The organism is Phocaeicola coprophilus DSM 18228 = JCM 13818 (assembly GCF_000157915.1).
Classification (GTDB): domain Bacteria; phylum Bacteroidota; class Bacteroidia; order Bacteroidales; family Bacteroidaceae; genus Phocaeicola; species Phocaeicola coprophilus.
Genome location: NZ_EQ973632.1, coordinates 482,318 through 485,950 on the forward strand (window position 1 = coordinate 482,318; position 3,633 = coordinate 485,950).

The window sequence follows — 3,633 nt, forward strand, 5'->3', positions numbered from 1 at the left end:
AGGCTATTTGATGTATTTTCTTGAGGCCTGATATGGAACTGGTAAGTTTGGATTTTTGGGGATATGCTACTTTAGCAGGTCTTTTAAAAGTATCTGGTTGTTCTGTCTCATATATTCCTTGCGGGCTTCCATGAGAGTTTCCCAAGAAGCCGAGTATTGTTCGCGGTCTACATTGAAAGCTTCAGATCCTGCTGAGTCTAACTTCCGGAGTAACATGCCTACAGTCAGCTGGTTGGTATCGCATCCCGGCAGATAACTGATATCTTGCCCTTTGCTGTCTCCTACGGCTTCGTATACGAGATGAATATCCTGCAATTCATACAAGATGTTTTTGGTTAGCCGGATGGGGATTTTGTACTCTCTACTTAATTCTTCAGCGGTATAGGGGGTCTTTTCTTCACAAAAGCGTTTGCAGATGGCTGCCAGAATGATTGTGCAGAAGAAATCATGGTATCGTCTGCTGATGTTTGCTGTTTCTTTTCCGAAATTGAAAGATGCCAGATTCTGGCTGACATAACTCATTTCTGCGCCAAACAGGCAGATGGTCCATGATATTTGTGTCCATAACAGAAACATGGGGATAGCAGCGAAGCTTCCGTAGATGGCATTGTAGTTAGACACCCAAATCTGACTGTTGATATAGAAATACTGGAAGGCCTGGAATGCACTTCCGGCCAGTATTCCGGGAAGCCATGCATGCTGTAGTCTTACTTTGGTGTTGGGGATAAAAATGAACAAGCCGATAAACATACCCCAGGTAAGAGCATATGGAATCATGCGGACAAGGAACTTTAAGACTGGAGCCAGTACCAGGAAGTTTTCCATATCCTTTATATAGGTAGTCATGAAAATGGTCAAACCGCTTGAAATGACAATAAGCAAGGGGAGCAGTAAAATCATCGAGAAATAGTCGGTGATTTTTCTGAATACGGTTCTCGGGTGTTTGACCTGCCAGATAGCGTTGAAACTGAGCTCAATATTGTCAGTCAGGATAAGAATGGTCCATAGTAACATGATTAAGCCGACACCGATGAAAACACCGCTTTGTGCATGCTGCAAATAAGAATTGATCCAGGATATGACTAACTCTGCCTGTTCTTTGGCCATTCCGTGGCGGAACTGTGCTTCAATCACGGCATCAAATCCAAATCCTCTGGCAATGGCAAAAAGTATGGCCAGGATGGGAATGATGGAGAGGAGAGTGCTGTATGTTAATGCAGAAGCACGTACCTGAATACGGTCGTTTAAGAATTGCTGAACGGAAAGAATAACGATTTTGATACAAGAATATAATCGCCGTTGAAGCGGTGTGATTTCGTCATCCGTTACTCGCCAGATACCGACGGTGAGGAATTGCAGCCAGTGATTGATGGAAGCTTTGTTCATATGTTACCCGCAGATTTTAAAAAAAGAAAGCAGTTGGCCTATAAGCCGGGTTCTGTCTCCCTGCGAACAGGGGAGTCTGTCATTTATCTACGCCTGCCGTCACCGACAGGCTCTAGCGGTCCACCCTCCGACGTGGGGCGAGCAACCCTCGTTGATGCCGGTTTACATGACCTTACAACTCCTAAGATGCACAGCCCGTATATCACTATACGTCTGGTAGGCTCTTACCCTACCTTCTCACCCTTGCCTTTTCGGAGAAAGGCGGTTATTTTCTTCTGCATTACTCCGCCCTTGCGGACAGCTTTCTGTTAGGAAGTAGGATGCTCTGTGTTGCCCGGACTTTCCTCTTATACATAGAAGTATCAGCGACAGACCGGCCTACTGCTTTCTTCTGCAAAGGTAAATAAATAAACTGGATTTGCGGTAATTTTGGCAGAAATATCTTTTAGGCCTGGAAAAATCGACTGATAATGAATGTAAATTTGACAGAACCTGCCGTTAACTGCGGTTAATCAGTCAGCATGCTTTGTTAAAAGACGGAAAAAAGGACTGACAATGAGTACAACCGTATGGATTTTGTCCTACTTTAGCAGATGAAATGTTAAACAAAGGTTGTAATTAACAATTAATGAATATAGGAGTATGAAAAGAGCAACTAAATTTGTGATAGGTACAGCTGCTATGGTGGCTGTCAGTGCCGGTGTTGCCGGTGTTACGGCATATACGCTTATTCAAAAGAACCAACAGCAGAATGCAAATTCTTTCTATGATGTGTTTAAAGGTGCGCCGATGCGTACGGTTGCTTTGGATGCAACATCAATGCAGCCGGTAGATTTGACACAAGCAGCTGAAAGTTCGTTGAACTCTGTAGTGCATATAATGGCTATACAGCGCAGTAAGGTAAAAACCGTGCAGACACAGCCGGACCTTTTTGATTTCTTTTTCGGAAACGGACGTGGCGGTGAACGTCAGGTGCAAGTGCCGGAACAGCGTGGATTTGGTTCTGGTGTAATTATTTCTAAGGATGGTTACATCGTGACAAACAACCATGTGATTGACGGAGCTGATGAAATTAGCGTAAAGCTACATGATAGCCGTGAACTGAAAGGACGTGTGATTGGAACTGATCCAACCAGTGATTTAGCTTTGGTAAAAATCGAAGGTGATGATTTTCCGGCTATTCCTGTTGGTGATTCGGATGCTCTGAAGGTGGGAGAATGGGTTCTTGCTGTCGGAAATCCGTTTAATCTGGGATCTACGGTTACGGCCGGTGTGGTAAGTGCCAAGGCTCGTGGATTGGGAGCTAACCAGGTTGAGTCTTTTATTCAGACAGATGCAGCCATTAATCAGGGAAATAGTGGTGGTGCGTTGGTGAATGCTCGTGGTGAGCTGGTTGGTATCAATGCTATGCTGGTTTCTCCTACAGGTGCTTATTCTGGTTATGGTTTTGCAATTCCGACCAGTATTATGACGAAGGTCGTTTCTGATATCAAACAATATGGTACCGTACAACGGGCTATGTTGGGTATAGGTGGATTGAATGTTGGTGAAGAACGCTATCCGGACGAAATTCGGAATAAGCAAAAAGAACTGGGTGCTACAGAAGGGGTACAGGTTACAGAAATTGTAGAGGGTGGTTCTTCCGATGGTATCCTGAAGGTTGATGATGTTATCCTTGAGTTGAATGGACAGAAAGTAAAGACAATGGCAGATTTGCAAGGCTATCTGGCTAAGTTCCGTCCTGGTGATAAGGTGAAAGTCAAGGTGCTTCGTGAAAAGAGTGAAAAGGAATTTACGATGACATTAAAGAATGCACAGGGTAACACAAAAGTTGTCAAGAAGGCTGATATGCAAATTCTGGGAGCAGCATTCCGTGAAGTTCCGGAAGATTTGAAGAAACAGTTGAATCTGGGATATGGTGTGCAAGTGACAGGAGTAACAGATGGCCGTATGGCCGACAGTGGAATCCGAAAAGGATTTATTATCTTGAAGGCTAATAATAAGCAGTTGAAGACCGTGCAGGATTTGGAAGATGTGATGAAAGCTGCTTCACAGTCGCCTGATCAGGTGCTCTTTATGACAGGAGTTTATCCTTCCGGTAAGCGAGCTAACTATGCTGTAGACTTGTCGCAGGCAGAATAACTTTCGTGATAGCTGATTTTTAAGATAATAGTAAAGGCGTGTTATGTTTTGTTAAACAAACACGCCTTTGTCGACTTTTATCATTAATCCTTTGTTGTAAGAAGA

The 3,633-nt window shown here is 43.8% G+C and carries 2 protein-coding genes and 1 other RNA gene; 1 reads left to right on the plus strand and 2 read right to left on the minus strand.

Annotation, left to right across the window (positions count from 1 at the left end; all coding sequences use genetic code 11):
- Positions 1-66 precede the first annotated feature (66 nt).
- Positions 67-1,386 carry a YihY/virulence factor BrkB family protein gene (locus BACCOPRO_RS03690; protein WP_008141036.1) on the minus strand — a complete coding sequence of 440 codons (1,320 nt, stop codon included), beginning with the start codon at positions 1,384-1,386 and terminating at the stop codon, positions 67-69.
- A 25-nt stretch (positions 1,387-1,411) separates the two neighbouring features.
- Positions 1,412-1,771: RNase P RNA component class A (rnpB, locus tag BACCOPRO_RS17100), an RNA gene on the minus strand.
- 257 nt (positions 1,772-2,028) lie between these two features.
- Between rnpB and BACCOPRO_RS03695 the strand changes: the two genes are divergently transcribed.
- Entirely contained in the window at positions 2,029-3,528 is a 1,500-nt protein-coding gene (locus BACCOPRO_RS03695) for a trypsin-like peptidase domain-containing protein (RefSeq protein ID WP_008141037.1), read from the plus strand.
- The last annotated feature ends 105 nt before the right edge of the window (positions 3,529-3,633 follow it).

Excerpts from the sequence above, each read along its gene's own strand:
- BACCOPRO_RS03690 (WP_008141036.1), bottom strand. The coding sequence starts at position 1,386 with ATGAACAAAGCTTCCATCAATCACTGGCTGCAATTCCTCACCGTCGGT.
- BACCOPRO_RS03695 (WP_008141037.1), top strand. The coding sequence starts at position 2,029 with ATGAAAAGAGCAACTAAATTTGTGATAGGTACAGCTGCTATGGTGGCT.